Genomic DNA, 15,298 nt, shown 5'->3' with positions numbered 1-15,298 from the left:
CTTTATACTAAGACTTAGTTTAAAAAATGATGATTGGGGAAACGCTGATGGTAAAAAACATAATGGAATTTCAGCATGTAAGTAAACAGTATGATGATAACGTTGTGTTGCGTGATATAAGCTTTGAAATTGAGGCCGGTAAATTCTATACCTTATTAGGACCATCGGGATCAGGAAAAACAACAATTTTACGCTTGATTGCTGGCTTTGATCATCCTAGTAGTGGAAAAATTTATTTTGATGGAAAGCAAATCAATGATATTCCAGCCAATCAACGGCAAGTCAATACCGTCTTTCAAGATTATGCCCTTTTCCCTCATATGAATGTGGCAGAAAACGTTGCCTTTGGATTACAAATTAAGGGTGTCAAAAAAGCAGAAATTAAACAACGCGTAAAAGAAGCTTTGCACCTGGTTCAATTAGATGGTTATGATGATCGTGAAATTACCGCAATGTCTGGTGGGCAAAGACAACGAGTTGCCATTGCCCGGGCAATAGTTAATAAGCCGAAAGTACTACTGTTGGATGAAGCATTGTCTGCGTTGGATCATAAGTTACGAGTTCAAATGCAGACCGAATTGCGGCAATTGCAACGGCGGCTGGGAATTACTTTTATCTTTGTTACCCATGACCAAGAAGAAGCACTAGCCATGAGTGACCAGATTATGATTATTAACGACGGTAAAATTCAGCAGAGTGGGACTCCCGTTGATATTTACGATGAACCGCTTAACCATTTTGTAGCTGATTTTATTGGCGAAAGCAATATTGTTCCGGGCATTATGAAAAAAGACTATGTAGTTTCAATTAATGGTCAAGATTTTGATTGTGTTGACGCAGGGATGAAACCAAACGAAAAGGTTGAAGTTGTCATTCGGCCAGAAGACCTTGACATTACAACGGTTGAAAAGGGAAAATTAGTCGGCACTGTTGAGACACAGCTTTTTCGTGGTGTTGATTATCAAATTACGGTGATTGATCAACGTAACCATAAGTGGAAGATCAATTCCATTCATAAAACAAAGGTCGGGGTTAAAGTAGGGATTACATTTGACCCTGAAGATATTCACGTTATGCGTTATAACGAAAGTGAAGAAGATTTTGATGCGCGCCTTGATAGCTATGAGGAGGGGGACTAATGCGGCAAAAAGCGATGTTTATCGTTCCATATGCATTGTGGATTATTCTATTTGTAATTGCCCCATTGGTATTGATCCTTTATCAATCATTTTTTAATATCAATGGTCAACTGACCCTTAATAACTATGCTGAATACCTGACATCGGGTGTTTATCTTAAGATGACGCTTAATTCTGTTTGGTATGCCTTTTTGATTACGCTTGTGACATTAGTAATTAGTTATCCGACAGCTTATGTTTTAAATCGATTGCCTAACAAGCAGTTTTGGTTGCTGTTGGTGATTTTACCAACATGGATCAACTTACTATTGAAAACTTATGCGTTTATTGGTTTGTTTAGTCGAACCGGGACAATTAATGGGTTCCTCCAGTTTATGGGTCTTGGAAGCCATCAGCTTTTGTTCACGGATGCCAGTTTTATGTTTGTGGCTGCTTATATTGAAATTCCGTTTATGGTTTTGCCCATTTTTAATAACCTGGCCGAAATTAACCCGTCCCTAATAAATGCCAGCTATGACTTAGGTGCTACTCATTGGCAAACCTTTTGCCGTGTGATTTGGCCTCTTTCTATGCCAGGAGTAAAAGCTGGAATTCAGGCAGTTTTCATTCCATCACTTTCACTCTTTATGATTACCCGCTTGATTGGTGGAAATCGCGTAATTACTTTAGGGACTGCAATTGAAGAACATTTCCTCACAACGCAAAATTGGGGGATGGGTTCAACGATTGGGGTCGTTCTGATTATCGCAATGTTTATTATTATGTTTATGACTGGTGATAAGAAACAGAAAGGAGGACGCCATTAATGAAAAAGCAGCGATGGTCATGGGGAAAAACATACCTCGCGTTAGTTTTTGTGATCTTATATGCGCCAATTTTGTATTTAGTTGTTTTTTCCTTTAGCAGTGGCCAAACAATGGAAAAATACCATGGCTTTTCTTGGCAACACTATGCGGATTTGCTTGCGGATACGCGAATGATTACCATTGTTATCAATACCTTGTTAGTAGCATTTTTGGCGTCACTATTAGCAACAATTATCGGTACATTAGGAGCCTTAGCAATTAAGGATGCACGGCGCCCGTGGAAGAATAGTTTGTTATCTTTGAATAATGTTTTAATGGTTTCGCCCGATGTAATTATTGGGGCAAGTTTTTTAATCTTTTTCACCATGTTGGGGGTAAGACTAGGTTTTGTATCAGTCCTCTTAAGCCATATTGCATTTTGTATCCCAATTGTCGTTTTAATGGTTTTACCAAAATTAAATGAAATGTCACCAACATTAGTAGATGCTGCCTATGATTTAGGAGCCAGTCGCTGGCAAGTCCTTTCCCGAGTAATACTTCCGTCAATTGCGCCGGGTATTTTTGCGGGCTATTTTATGGCGTTTACTTATTCACTTGATGACTTTGCAGTAACCTTCTTCGTTACTGGAAATGGCTTCTCAACATTATCAGTAGAAATATATTCTCGGGCACGGCAAGGAATCAACCTTGAAATCAACGCCTTGTCTACATTGATGTTTATTGTTTCGCTTCTGTTAGTTATTGGCTATTACCTTATTAGTAAACGTGGCGGTCGACGGACACGGATTGTGGCTGTTAAAGAGGGGGATGCTCAATGAAAAAGATATTTACTGCATTCCTTGCAATTGTCGTTATTTGTATCTTGTTAGCGCTTGGGGACGTTGCGTTTAACCAGCAAAAAACTGGTGGTGGTAAACAAACACTGACAATTTACAATTGGGGAGACTATATTGATCCAGCATTGATAACGAAATTTGAACATCAAACCGGCTACCATGTTGATTATGAAACTTTTGATAGCAATGAATCAATGCTAACTAAGATTCGGCAAGGTGGAACTAATTATGATGTCGTTGTGCCAAGTGAATACACTGTTCAACGGATGAAAAAGGAACATTTAATTGCACCTCTTAACCATCGAAAATTGCCTAACCTTAAGTATATTGATCCGCAATTTTTAAATCGTTCTTTTGATCCTGATAATCGTTATTCTGTTCCGTACTTTTGGGGAACGTTAGGTATTATCTACAATGATCAAAAAGTAAATGGCAAAGACGTTCAACATTGGGAACAACTTTGGAATCCGCGCTTAAAGAATAATGTCATGCTGATTGATAGTGCGCGGGATGTGTTTGCGGTTGCCCTTATTACCCAGCATCATTCTGTTAATACAACTAACTACCATCAATTAAAGCTTGCGCAGGCCCATTTAAAGCAGTTGACGCCCAATGTAAAAGCGATTATTGCTGATGAAATGAAGATGTATATGGAGCAAAATGAAGCAGCAGTGGGGGTAACCTATTCTGGTGATGCACGCGAAATGATGAATATTAATCCGCACCTTCACTATGTTGTGCCAAGCGAAGGAAGTAATATATGGTTTGATAACATGGTGATTCCTAAAGCAGCGCGTAATAAAAAGGCGGCTTATGAATTTATTAACTTTATGTTAGCCCCCCAGAACGCAGCTCAAAATGCTCAATATGTTGGATACGCGACACCAAATAAAGCGGCTAAAAAAGAATTACCCAAGAAAATTACCAATGATAAAGCTTTCTACCCTCCTGAAACAACGATGAAGCATTTGCAAGTATATCGTGATTTGCCATTACGCGTTTTAGGTGAATACAATGATTTATTTTTAGAATTTAAGATGTTTGCAAAATAGCTATAAAAAAGATAATAGGACTTCTAGCATTAAAAATAGTGTTAGGAGTCCTATTCTTTTTATTTTATGAGAGAGTGTGTTTTACTTAAAATAAAAGGTAAAGTGATTGGAGGCTGCTTATGAAGAAAATTTTAGCAATTAACCATGAATTTGTAGCTCGAAGCTATATTCTATTTCCAACGTTGCTATTTGCATTTTCTATCATTGCCCATGCCAATATAATCACATTTGTTTGGCCGTTCATTTTTGTTTACACTGTTGAAAAAGTAATGCCCTTTATTCTCGATGGACGCTTAAATTTAGCTTCTTGGTCAGGTATTACTAAGTTTTGTTCGATTGTTGCCTTTATTGGGGGAGTTCTTGCTTCTATTGGAATTTATATTCGCTTTGAGTGGCTTGCTAGCTTGGCAGCGATCTTGATCGGTTTTGGCGTTACGGGTTTGAAATTGCTAGGTGATCCTAATAAGAATATTTCCGGGATTGATTTGAAGCGAGTAAATGTTATCGCGGGTTTTAGTGTAATTATCGGACTGATTGCCCTTGGAATTTTGCTGATGAAGTTGCCGTTAGTTGTCGGTTTTGTTTTCTACACTTTTTTCCTAGGACTTGAAGTCATTTATGCTTACGTTGTTGTTAAGCGTGATAAGACACCGCTGGATTTAAAATTCTCTTTTAATTTGAGAACTGCTTTTCCTGCCATCGCTGTGCTTACAGTTGTTTTTATTATTAGTTTCTTTAAGAAGACGGGACGGATCTCTGATTTTAGTTGGGTCCTAATTGTGCTAGCGATTATTGGGATTATTCTTGAACTGCGAAATATTCTTGGACAACCCTTTAAGCTATTTCGTATTTGGCTCGGGGCAATTAAGAATTATGTCATTATCTATACTTTACTATTTGCTTTTCAACAGAATAAAGCTTATTGGATTTTTATTGTTTTTATTGAATTGATGCTTTCGGGAATGTTAGTTGGTGCGTTAAGTGCTAAATTGCAAAAGATCCCACTAACTACTCGCTATAAAGTTACCTTGATCTGTCTTACTCTTGGCTTATTCTTAACGTATACCGATTACCTATATTTGATTGGAACAGCGGTAACAGTCTTTGGTGCTATCTTATTAGGAAAGTGGGCACGAGAACAAGTTCCTGATAAATATAGCAGTATTGATCAAAAACTGTCTGTATTTGGTTCTCTTTGTAATCAAATTATTTTGTTTGGTGCTTTGGAATTAATTTCATATTTTAAGCTTGATAATAAGAGTGCGCTCCTTATTCCATATATCGATCACCAACAGGAGTTGCAGTATAGCCGTGAGATGTTTTACTTGCGGGTTAGTATGATTACTTTATTCGTTATTACTGGTGTTTTTGTGATCTATCATGATCGTAAGTATTTATTTGGTAAAAATGATTAGTCTATTATATCGATGTTTAAAACTAAAATGGTCGGTGAAAAAATTTGATTTTTCCCGGCCATTCTATTAATGTTAAATGTATTTTGGTGAAGTTTCAGGCGCCCATAAAAGGCAGATAGTACCACCTATGATTAAAACAAGGGTACAAACCAGCATTGCTAAAATTGGACCGCCAAGATGAGTTAAGATTGGTAATAAGAATGTTCCACTAGCAGCCCCAAAACGACTGATGGTGATACAAGTACCAACTCCACTAGCGCGAACCTTAATATCAAATAGTTCGGTCGGGTATGGATAATCGAGAACAAGTCCAGACGATAAGACTATCGCAAAAATAGCAAAAACACTAATTTGGAAGAAAGGCGAAAAGTTATTGCCAATCATTAATAGAATAAGTGCTGCAGCTGAAAGGAAAAATGTACCTACCAGAAACATCCGTCTACTAAGAACCTTGAAGATCGAGCTACCGATAAAGACGCCGATAAAGACGCAACTGTTGTAGATAATCCCAGAAAGGTTGTTATTACCAAGATTCATACTTTTTAAGAGAATTGGCAAGAAAATACTGATACCGAAAAATGAAAATGCCTGACAAGCATAGAATAAACCACCAACAATGGTTTTTCGGCGATAAGGGGGATTGAAGAGAGTTTTAAGCGAGACGTCTTTTGGCTTTTTGCTACGAATTTGTTTTAATGATAATCCCCATTTTTTTCCAAGATGTTTTTGAATTAGTTTTTGGGCTGTCTTATTTTTACCTTGACTGGCTAACCAGCTTGGGGATGCAGGAATACGGAAAAATGACCGATAAATTGCTGCAATCAGCCCTGGAACGACACTTGATGCAAGAATAACTTGCCAATTATGTGCGCCAAATCCTGTTATTAAAATTCCGGCAATATATGAAGTAATAAAGCCGATTGTCCAATAAACGATTAGTTGGCTTTGGAGGCGTCCGCTTTCTTTTGCTGGTAACCATTCTACCAATAGAGCATTCCCGACAGTATAGTCAATAGCAATCATTAAACCGATTAAAATCCGTAAGATAAACAGGATAACGAGATTCATTGTTGCTAATTGTAAAAGAGAAAATATAGAAAAAAGATACATATCGAGCATCAACATTTTTCGCCGGCCAAATTGGTCAGCGATTTTACCCATTAAAGCACTCCCAGCAAGTCCAATTAAACTCCCAGCACCGATTAGGCCAACCCAAAAATCGGGAATATTGATATAATCAGTGGCTTGGGAAAGTGCAGTTCCGCTAATTCCAAGAGCGAAACCACAAGCAATTTGTCCAAGAGCCAGGGCAAAATATATTCGAAAGTGAATTGATGATAAAGGTGCTTTTTTGTAATTCTTCTTTGTATATTCCATAAAAAATTAGGCGTATGTGAGCAAATTTTAGCCTAACTAATTGATTCCTCCTTGTGAATGAAAAAAGTAAGTAATACTACCTTATCAAAAAAATGGTATCTAATGCAAATCGCTGTTTCAAATAAAAAAGAGAGTAAGAAAAAATCAATCTCACTCTCTGCTTAACTTTTTGTTATTAATTCTTATCTGCTAACTTACTGTGCCAGTAGCCGTAAGTGAAGTAGATGATAATTCCGATTCCAAACCAAATCGTTGCTCCGATGTATGTTTCTTTTTGCAGTTGGGTCATCATGCCAAGGCAGGCAAGACCAGAAAGAATTGGAAGGACTGGATAAAGAGGGACCTTAAAGCCACCGCGATTACCAATATCCTTGCGCTTGCGAAGAGGAATAATCCCAAATGAAACAAGCATGAAGGCAAACAAGGTTCCAATGTTAACTAAACTTGTAAGTTGATCAAGGGAAACAAGTCCTCCCATGACGGCGATAATAATTGCCACAATCCATAATGCTACTTGTGGCGAGTGACTTTTTTCATCAAGCTTGCCTAAGAATGAAGGAAGCAGACCATCACGACCAATTGCATAGATCAAACGAGAACTAGAATAGATCATCGAAACCATCATTGTGAACATTCCGATCAAAGCCCCAATTGATAATAATTCTGCCAACCAGTCTTGATGAACCATCTGTAAGGCAAACGCCACTGGATTAGCAACATCAAGCTTGGTGTACTTAACCATTCCAGTTAGGACTACGGCAACACCAGTATATAAGATTGTTGCAACAGCAAGTGTTCCGATAATTCCCAGAGGCATATTTCGTTTAGGATTCTTAACTTCGGCAGCCGAACTGGAAACACAGTCGAAACCAAGGTAAGCAAAGAAACCGATTGTTGCCCCGTGAATAACACCCTTCATGTGGTATGGAAGGAAGGGATGGTAATTTTGGGGCTTAATGAAGAAGACACCGACAATAATAAAGATCAAGATAATTGCAATTTTAAGGAAAACAGCAATATTATTGATACGCAGTGAGGATTGCATCCCCCGTGCAAGCATTACTGTAATTAAAAGAACAATTACAACCGCCACGATATTTATGTAGGTACCATGAGCTGGATCAAATGGACCGGATAGTGCCTTGGGAAGGTGAATACCAACTCCTTCAAGCAATGTATTGAAGTAGGCTGCCCAACCTGTTGAAACAGACGCAACAGCTAACATGTATTCAAGAACCAATGCCCAGCCCAGCAACCAGCCAAGGAATTCACCAAACACTACATTTCCGTACGAGTATGCACTCCCAGCAACTGGTAATGCAGAAGCAAACTCGGCATAACACATTGCAGCTAGTGCACAGACAATCGCTGAAAACAGAAATGACAATGACACTCCTGGTCCAGCTGAATTTGCGGCAATTGTTCCAGGGAGAATGAAAATTCCGGTACCAATAACAGTACCGATCCCAATTGCCATGAGATCACGAGCATTCATTGATTTAACGAAAAGCTTGTCTTCACCAAGATATCGATCAAGACTTTCTTTTCGCATAATGTTTAAGCTCATCTTTAACCCACCTTTGCTATAATAAATTGTACGTGCCGAAATGGCTCGCCACGTTTATAATTAATAATGATACCGTAGTTAATATTAAAAGTAAATTAGAAAAATTTAATTACAAAAGAGGGATAAAAATGGCAATTGAAGTTACTAGTGGAGCAGTTGTATATCGTCAAGGTGAAAATGGAATTGAGTATTTACTATTAGAAAGTCAAAATAAGGGACATTTCTGGGGCTTTCCTAAAGGTCACGTTGAAGGCAATGAATCATTAGAGGAAACGGCGATTCGCGAAATAAAGGAAGAAACACAATTAGAATTACCGATTGATACAAGTTTTAAGGTGTATACCGAATACAACTTACCAAATGGCAATCATAAGCAAATGACCCTTTATACGGCCGAGTTAGATAATAAGGAAGACATTCACCTGCAAGCAGAAGAGATTAAGAATTATGGATGGTTCAATTACCAGGATGCCCGTGAACGATTAACTTACGAGAATTTAAAAGAATTATTAGATCAAGTTAACGATCATTTAAAATAAGCAATTATGAAAAATAATAAGTATGTGTTTATTGTGACAGGAGCAGCTGGATCAGGAAAAACCACGGTTGCTAACTACCTTCAAGATCATTATGGTATGCACCGGGTAATCACCCATACGACGCGGTTACCACGTCCTGGAGAACAAGATGGAGTAGACTATCATTTCGAAACACCAAATTCTATGAAAAAACTTCATTTACTTGAACAAGTAACTTATGATCAGTTTCAATATGGTTCTTCATTAGAAGGCTTAGAAGAAGGATGGAAACAAGGGAAAAATGACGTGATTGTTCTTGACACAGCAGGGGCAATTACTTACCATCAACAACTCGGTACTCAAGCCGTAATCATCTTCTTAACCGTTACTCACATGGCTTCTTTAGCTAAACGAATGACGCTACGGGGTGATAAATTGAGTGCAATTCGTTCCCGTTTACATAGCAAAGAGTACCACCGTGATCTTGCACTGCCATCTGCTTTAAAAGGAATCGCTCATGTTGTTGTTAATGATCAGTGGAAAAATACTAAACAACAAATAGATATAATTGTTAGGCAGATATTATCCAAAAAGAATTAAAATATGATACAATATCATCTTTAATCGGGAGGGAAAAAAGATTGGAGAATTTAATTGATCAAGCACAGACCATTATTAAAGATCATCATTTACGGTGGACTAAGCAACGTAAAATGATGATTGAATCAGTTGCACGACATCCTGATCGTTACTTTAATATTGTTGAAATTGACCAATATCTTCGAAAACAATTCCCTGGATTAAGTCACGATACTATTTATCGAAATTTTAAAGAATTTGAGAAATTAGGCATTGTTGAATTGCATCAACATCGTGATCAGATGCAGGTTAAATATTCATGTGATTTTACCCATCACCATCATTTTATTTGTGATATTTGTGGGCGGGTTCAAGAGATTCAGATGCCACCAATTGATAAGAAATTCTTTGAAGAACAGCTACCAGGAGTTAAAATCACTGGGCATCGCTTTGAATTACACGGAATATGTGCCCAATGTCAAAAAAAATCTTTACAATAAATTCATATTTATTGGGCAAGTTTTCGTGTATTATATACTCTGGAAAAGGAGAATGAGACATGGGAGCAAAGATACCGCCATTAGTAACCCCATTTGCACTTGTATCATTGGTACTGGCGTTGGGTGCCACCAATGTTGTGGTTAATAAAGCAACGCATACTTCTGAAGGTGCAAAAGTAACATCAGTATCAACAAGTCGCCAATTTCAGCAATCGGGTGATGACGAAAGCAGTCAATCAAGTCGGACTTCACAAAGCGATCGTGATGATGATAATGATGAGAGCGCAAGTAGCTCTTCAACTACCCGGACGAGTAATAACAACGATACAACAGATAATGATACTGGGGATACTAATCAAACTACACGGTCAGCAGGAAACACTGACACAGATACATCGACAAATCGATCAGCAAGTACAAATGAAAGTACGAGTGCTAATCGCAATAGTACTTCACAATCAACTGGTACAACAACTAACAATAATACAACGACACAAAATACGACTGGTGGTAATTCTACCGGTGCAACTACGACTGAATAATAAGGAGGCGGGTTATTAATGTTTAGTTTTCTTGATATGATTAACTCGTCATTGAGTTACTTTAACCTTGATGTAAAGTTAAAGAGTCGTATATATATTATTATTGCTTCATTAGGTGATATTTATTTAATTTATGTTACTTCCCGACTCTTTATGAATCATGTTTGGCTACGGGGATTGCTATATTGTTTAGCAGTCATTGGGTTAACATATTTTATCTATCTTAATTTTGTCTTTTACTTTCTCGAAAAGACTTCGCAATTTGATTTTATTTCACCTCGGGTTGCAAAGATTACTGGTCAAAAATTTGAAGATGGTAAGGTAAAGACGCCGCTTGATGCACAACAACGGCTAGCAGCAGAGTTGGCAAACCGGTCAAATGGCTTGTTTGCTAATGCCGATATGATTCCAGCAGCAGTAGCAATTGATGAACATGAACAACATAATTTACAACGTGTTGTTGACCAATTATTAATGGATGGTGTGTTTGTTAACGGCTATGATGGTTTGAGTGAAAAAGAAATTGTTGAACAATATCAGGCAACTGAAAAGCCAGTTACTGCTTTGAATTCACAATCTGTTCCGCCATACTTTGAATTGGTTCATGATGAGTTGCAACACCGTCTTGAGATCTACATCGGGATGAACCAAATGGAACGACGCCCTGTTGGTCATATTACCCAAATTGGCTTAACGGATGTTCATACTGCACATGATAAGTATCAATTATATCTTGCGACAGTAGTTGTTACTGGGGGTCCCAATAAGATTGCTGGGCGAAGTGGCTCAACAATTTTAACGGAAGAAGATTATGGACTACAGGTTCAAGTAGCTTATAAACAACGAAATAATGTTTAATGAAGAAGCTGAGATTGGAAATTTTCCAACCTCAGCTTTTTTTGTTGTAATCAATATTATTTTTCTCTAAATTCACCATCGACGATATTATCATCATTATTAGTCTTATTACCATTGTATTCAGGCATTACGAGGGCAGCTAAGAGGTAGAAGACTCCTAGCGGGAAAAAGCCGGTAAAGACGAAAATAAGAATACCGATTACTCGAACAAGGGTTTCATCAAGACCAAAGTAATCAGCAATACCCCCAAAGACACCAAGAAATACTTGATCTTTTGATTTAGTTAAATGCTTTTTATTTTTTGCCATTATGAAGCCTCCAATCGCATAGCTTTTATATCTTCATTATATCGTATTTTAGAAAATAGATTTAGAAAGTTAATAATTATTTAATACGTTTTACGTCCCCAAAAGCGAAAAACTTGTTACCGATGTTCTTGACCATTTAAATTTAGGAGCATATTATAGTTTTCGTTCGATTAAGATACAAACAAAAGTCTTTTTGCGAATAAATAATCATTTTTGTCGCATTTTAAGATGGTTATCTTTAATTACCCCTGTTGTACTGAATTGCAACAAGTTAGAATAATCATGTTAAATTTGTATTATTTGGGGAGGGAAGAGTTATGCGTGTTACGAGAACTATTCGTGACTTTGAAAATGCATTGATAACGTTGTTAGAGAAAAATTCTTTTGAAAGTTTGACTGTTGATCAAATTTGTAAAGAAGCGTTACTGCACCGGAGTAGTTTTTATCGCTATTTTAGTGATAAGTATGATCTCTTAGAGCAAACGTTAAATGCACAAATTAATAAATTGACGGAGAATACAGATTCTGAAGATGACATTATTAAGCAATTATTATCATATATTGATAAAAATAAGGATGTTATCCGTCATTTAGCACCTAATAGTGCACGAAGCTCTTTATACACTGAAATTCTAAATATTTTAAGTCAGGTCCTTTTAGAGCGGCGTAACCTTGAGACTAATGATCCAATTGTAACGGCGCTACAAAAGTCTGATAATCCTGAGATGCTTGCCTATGTTTTGAGTGGCGCAATTATTGGGACTTTTTACTGGTGGCAAGGCAATAATTATGATGTGCCAACTGAGGACGTTATTAAGTTTGCAAGAGCAGCTACCAAATCATTAACAAACTAAAATTATGAAAGGATAAATTTTGAGGTGAAGTATTAAATGTGGAGCATGATTAAAGGCGAATTTCGTCATATTATTCATAACCGTTTACTGCTTTTATCAGTAACGGTTATTTGCTTCATACCTTTCCTATATAGTATTTTCTTCTTAAAATCAGTATGGGACCCGTATGGAAGTACACGAAACTTACCGGTTGCGGTGGTAAATAAGGATATTCCGGTTGAATACCAAGGCCGGAAAATGGATGTCGGGAAACAGACCGTTAATGAATTGAAGAAAAATCATCAATTAAAATGGGAATTCGTATCAGCTAAAGAAGCAAAGTATGGGATGAGCCATCGTAAGTACTATGCGGTTGTCACGATTCCTAAGGATTTCTCTGAAAATGCAACGACTGTTTTACAAAAGCATCCTAAGACAATGAAGTTACATTACCAAACTAATGGTTCCTTAAACTACATTGGACAGGTAATTGCCCAAACTGGGATGACACGGCTAAATGAAAAAATTCGTGCCCAGGTTACTAATGCTTATGCAACGGTAATGTTTAAGCAATTACATGTTGTAGGCAAGGGGATGAACAAGGCCGCTGATGGTGCCCAACAAATTGGTACTGGGATGGTGACCTTAAGTGATGGTGTAAATCGTTATGTTGCAGGGGTTTCCCAAGTAAATAACGGGGTTCAAACCTTGCGTGTTAGCGTTGCACCATTAGCTTCAGGAGCACAACAACTTGCTACCGGGAGCCAAACCCTAGCAAATGGGATCATGCAATATACCGGTGGTGTTAGTCTCCTCGGCAATGGTGTTGGTCAATTAATGGCTAATTCCGGTGCACTTAATTCCGGAGCTAACCAGTTGAGCAGTGGATTAAGTACTTTGATGGCTAACTCTGGTGCGTTAAATTCAGGGGCTAGTCAGTTGAATGCTGGGTTAAATACTTTAATGGCTAACTCTGGTACCTTGAATTCCGGTGCTAACAAATTAAGTGATGGTTTGAATACGTTAAGTGGTAATTCAGCTCACTTAAGGGATGGTTCAGGTCAATTAGCATCGGGCGCTAATCAGTTGAATTCAACTGTTAACAGTCAGTTAGGAAACATTAACTTTAACGGTATTATGGGGGCCATGGATCAAGCACAAAATCTTCAGCAAGGATTAGGTCAACTCCAGACCGGTTTGGCAACTGCCAAGAATGCTCTTGCTGGTGTTCAAAGTAGTGCTGCTAGTCTTCAACAAGCTTCCGGAGCGTTATCTGGTGCTGCTGGTGCTGGTGATAAGCTTAAAGGCGTTGCCACTAATGATGGTCAAATTGCTGGATTGGCACAACAAATTCTTAGCGATGATAAAGCTAGTGAACAATCCAAGCAGGCTGCTCAACAAATTGTGCAAAAAGCCGGTGCTAATGTTGCTACTATTCAAGGGTTAAGTGGAACTCTTGGTCAATTAAGTAATCTTCAAGGAAGCTTGAGTGGCATGCAGCAACAATTAGGTCAGCTTTCACAAATGTCTGCTGTGTTAGATAATGCAGATGGAACTATTCGTCAAGCTAACTCATTATTAGCAACCTTAAATGGCTATAAAGGGACCTTAGCTGCAATGCCAGGTGCTGTCGATCAACTTAAACAAGCAACAAGCCAGATTTCTACTGGAGCAAGTACGCTTAATAGTGGTGTAAATCAATACACTAATGGTGTTGATAGTGCTGCTGCCGGTGCTGGTACGCTTAATTCAGGAATCGGTCAGTATACAGCTGGTGTCGCGCAAGCTGGAGCCGGTGCCAATCAATTAGCTAGCGGAATCGGTCAATACACAGCTGGGGTAGCCCAAGCTGGAGCCGGTGCCGGTCAATTGGCTAGTGGAATCGGTCAATATACAGCCGGTGTTGGTCAATTAGGTAACGGCATTGCCCAACTTAATGCTAATAGTGGGGCCTTAAACTCTGGTGCAGCTCAATTAGCTGGTGCACTTGGTCAACTAAACGGTCAAGTTCCTGCGCTTGTTGCTGGTGTAAACCAATTAGCTGCCGGAACTCAACAACTTCAAGATAATTCTCCTGCTCTTATTTCAGGAATTGCGCGGTTGAATGCTGGTGCTTCTCAACTGGCCACATCTCTTGAAGGTGGTGCAAAGCAAATCAATGGTATTAAGACTTCACCACGGACTGCCAAGATGTTTGCAGAACCAACTACTCTTAAGCACACTGATTACAGCTATGTACCAAACTATGGTCATGCCTTAGCCCCATATGTTCTATCATTAGCAATCTATGTTGGGGCACTTGTATTTAACTTTGTTTACCCAATTCGCCGGGTTGCTGAATTTGGTAAGGCACCAATCGCTTGGTGGGCAAGTAAGGTAACAGTTGGCTCACTTGTGGTAACCGCAATGGCGATCGCAGAAGACGCAATTATGATGGCGTGTGGACTTACAGTTATTCACCCAGTTTCATTCTTTGTGACGACGATATGCTTCGGGTTAGCCTCAATGGCAATTGTTATGTTTCTTTCAATGCTCTTTGATAACCCAGGTCGATTCTTTGCCATGGTTCTCTTGATGCTTCAATTAGGAGGATCTGGTGGTACCTTCCCAATGGAAATTACAATGAAGTTCTATAACGTAATTCACTGGTACTTACCAATGACTTACTCAATCTTAGGGCTCCGTGATTCAATTTCTGGTGGTTTGGGAGCACATTACACGATGTTCTGTAACACTGTTCTTATCGTAATCGCAATTGTCTTCTATGCATTGTTATTAGTCGGTATGATTTGGTTACAACATCATCACTATGCTGGTCGCTCAGAATTGGATAATAACCAAGAACTGCTTGGACCAGAAGGCGATTATGACGGTATGCACCTTCAACAACGTCGCCCAAACCAAGGAGATAACGGTGAACAATAATTAAAGACAATAGAAGCAGAGTGAAATTAATTCGCTTTGCTTT

Annotated in this window: 15 protein-coding genes; 12 read left to right on the top strand and 3 right to left on the bottom strand. The window is 38.4% G+C overall.

From position 1 onward, the window contains the following. The first annotated feature begins 47 nt into the window (after positions 1 to 47). The 5 genes from H5S10_RS04115 (at position 48) to H5S10_RS04095 (ending at position 5,248) form a co-directional block, all read left to right on the top strand. A complete protein-coding gene (locus H5S10_RS04115) occupies positions 48 to 1,139 on the top strand; it encodes an ABC transporter ATP-binding protein (protein WP_182588829.1) in 1,092 nt (363 codons plus the stop codon). Continuing rightward, the gene (locus H5S10_RS04110; protein WP_182588828.1) at positions 1,139 to 1,945 is read left to right on the top strand and encodes an ABC transporter permease; all 807 of its coding nucleotides are present in this window, start codon (positions 1,139 to 1,141) and stop codon (positions 1,943 to 1,945) included. The genes H5S10_RS04115 and H5S10_RS04110 overlap by 1 nt, the downstream gene beginning before the upstream one ends. Further along, positions 1,945 to 2,763, top strand: a complete 819-nt coding sequence (locus H5S10_RS04105) for an ABC transporter permease (protein WP_182587046.1) — start codon at positions 1,945 to 1,947, stop codon at positions 2,761 to 2,763. Before H5S10_RS04110 ends, H5S10_RS04105 begins: the two co-directional genes overlap by 1 nt. Beyond that, complete coding sequence (locus H5S10_RS04100; protein ID WP_182587045.1) at positions 2,760 to 3,833, top strand: ABC transporter substrate-binding protein; 1,074 nt, start codon at positions 2,760 to 2,762, stop codon at positions 3,831 to 3,833. Before H5S10_RS04105 ends, H5S10_RS04100 begins: the two co-directional genes overlap by 4 nt. Before the next feature lie 119 nt (positions 3,834 to 3,952). Further along, positions 3,953 to 5,248, top strand: a complete 1,296-nt coding sequence (locus H5S10_RS04095; RefSeq protein WP_182588827.1) for a hypothetical protein — start codon at positions 3,953 to 3,955, stop codon at positions 5,246 to 5,248. Between the two features lie 72 nt (positions 5,249 to 5,320). Here H5S10_RS04095 and H5S10_RS04090 read toward each other — a convergent pair whose 3' ends face one another. Together H5S10_RS04090 and H5S10_RS04085 are read right to left on the bottom strand one after the other, a co-directional pair. Next, positions 5,321 to 6,625 (bottom strand): MFS transporter, encoded by a 1,305-nt coding sequence (locus H5S10_RS04090; protein WP_182587043.1) that lies wholly within the window; start codon positions 6,623 to 6,625, stop codon positions 5,321 to 5,323. 175 nt (positions 6,626 to 6,800) lie between these two features. After that, positions 6,801 to 8,192 carry an APC family permease gene (locus H5S10_RS04085; protein WP_182588825.1) on the bottom strand — a complete coding sequence of 464 codons (1,392 nt, stop codon included), beginning with the start codon at positions 8,190 to 8,192 and terminating at the stop codon, positions 6,801 to 6,803. A 128-nt stretch (positions 8,193 to 8,320) separates the two neighbouring features. Here H5S10_RS04085 and H5S10_RS04080 point away from each other — a divergent pair, with 128 nt between their 5' ends. From H5S10_RS04080 to H5S10_RS04060, 5 genes are read left to right on the top strand one after another with little or no spacing between them, the layout of a single operon-like run. Next, complete coding sequence (locus H5S10_RS04080; RefSeq protein WP_182588823.1) at positions 8,321 to 8,731, top strand: bis(5'-nucleosyl)-tetraphosphatase; 411 nt, start codon at positions 8,321 to 8,323, stop codon at positions 8,729 to 8,731. A 6-nt stretch (positions 8,732 to 8,737) separates the two neighbouring features. After that, positions 8,738 to 9,310, top strand: a complete 573-nt coding sequence (locus H5S10_RS04075; RefSeq protein ID WP_182587040.1) for a guanylate kinase — start codon at positions 8,738 to 8,740, stop codon at positions 9,308 to 9,310. Positions 9,311 to 9,351: 41 nt separating this feature from the next. Continuing rightward, on the top strand, positions 9,352 to 9,789 hold the full coding sequence (locus tag H5S10_RS04070) for a Fur family transcriptional regulator (protein WP_182588821.1): 438 nt from the start codon (positions 9,352 to 9,354) through the stop codon (positions 9,787 to 9,789). Between the two features lie 59 nt (positions 9,790 to 9,848). Then, positions 9,849 to 10,331 carry a hypothetical protein gene (locus H5S10_RS04065; RefSeq protein WP_182588818.1) on the top strand — a complete coding sequence of 161 codons (483 nt, stop codon included), beginning with the start codon at positions 9,849 to 9,851 and terminating at the stop codon, positions 10,329 to 10,331. An 18-nt stretch (positions 10,332 to 10,349) separates the two neighbouring features. Further along, entirely contained in the window at positions 10,350 to 11,189 is an 840-nt protein-coding gene (locus tag H5S10_RS04060; RefSeq protein ID WP_182588816.1) for a DUF6681 family protein, read from the top strand. Positions 11,190 to 11,245: 56 nt separating this feature from the next. On the opposite strand, the gene H5S10_RS04055 is transcribed toward H5S10_RS04060, so the two are convergent. After that, positions 11,246 to 11,497 (bottom strand): PspC domain-containing protein, encoded by a 252-nt coding sequence (locus H5S10_RS04055; RefSeq protein ID WP_182587036.1) that lies wholly within the window; start codon positions 11,495 to 11,497, stop codon positions 11,246 to 11,248. 317 nt (positions 11,498 to 11,814) lie between these two features. On the opposite strand from H5S10_RS04055, the gene H5S10_RS04050 reads away from it, so the two are divergent. Together H5S10_RS04050 and H5S10_RS04045 are read left to right on the top strand one after the other, a co-directional pair. Continuing rightward, positions 11,815 to 12,351: a TetR/AcrR family transcriptional regulator gene (locus tag H5S10_RS04050; RefSeq protein WP_182587035.1), complete on the top strand. Its 537-nt coding sequence runs from the start codon at positions 11,815 to 11,817 to the stop codon at positions 12,349 to 12,351. A gap of 36 nt (positions 12,352 to 12,387) precedes the next feature. Beyond that, on the top strand, positions 12,388 to 15,255 hold the full coding sequence (locus tag H5S10_RS04045) for a YhgE/Pip domain-containing protein (RefSeq protein ID WP_182588814.1): 2,868 nt from the start codon (positions 12,388 to 12,390) through the stop codon (positions 15,253 to 15,255). Positions 15,256 to 15,298: the final 43 nt, after the last annotated feature.

This window comes from Limosilactobacillus balticus, assembly GCF_014145615.1.
Classification (GTDB): domain Bacteria; phylum Bacillota; class Bacilli; order Lactobacillales; family Lactobacillaceae; genus Limosilactobacillus; species Limosilactobacillus balticus.
This window is presented reverse-complemented; position numbering and strand designations above follow the sequence as displayed.